We start from the raw sequence: 693 nt of genomic DNA on the forward strand, positions 1-693 counted from the left end.
CAGCGTCACCAGATTGTCGGCGTTCAGGCTGACCGGCTCGTTCGGGTCCGTCGTCGGATGGACCACCGCACGCTGCTGGTCGAGCGTCACATTGCCCGACGCATCGGTGCTGACCGTGAACACGATCACGCCGCCGACGCCCGCACGGCCGACCACCTGCCCAGCCTCGAGGCTCAGCACCACCGCCTGGCCGCTCGCCGTGTCGACCAGCCCCGTCGCGCCGGCATTGAAGCCCAGCGCATAGGTGGTCGTGCCGGCGCCATCGGCGCCATAGCTGGAGGTGAACGCGCTGGCGAAGCTCGCCGTCGCATTCGTCGTCAGATCCGTCTCGTCGACGCTCAGCGATGCACTGGCGCCCGGCGCCGAGATCGACGGGCCGTCATCCAGGAAGGTCAGGTTGTTGCCGATGTTCAGTGTCGCCGACTGATGATCGCCATCCTTGTCGGTGATCGTCGCCGTCAGTGTCACCAGATTGTCGGCGTTCAGGCTGACCGGCTCGTTCGGGTCCGTCGTCGGATGGACCACCGCMCGCTGCTGGTCGAGCGTCACATTGCCCGACGCATCGGTGCTGACCGTGAACACGATCACGCCGCCGACGCCCGCACGGCCGACCACCTGSCCAGCCTCGAGGCTCAGCACCACCGCCTGGCCGCTCGCCGTGTCGACCAGCCCCGTCGCGCCGGCATTGAAGCC

Annotated in this window: 1 protein-coding gene; it reads right to left on the reverse strand. The window is 68.3% G+C overall.

The genetic code is table 11. The features are described 5' to 3' along the window. Nucleotides 1–693, reverse strand: a 693-nt coding sequence (locus ACXJ7R_RS35400) for a DUF5801 repeats-in-toxin domain-containing protein (RefSeq protein WP_457155841.1), incomplete at both ends; no start/stop codon positions are given.

The sequence above is a fragment of the Mesorhizobium sp. P5_C1 genome (assembly GCF_054049815.1).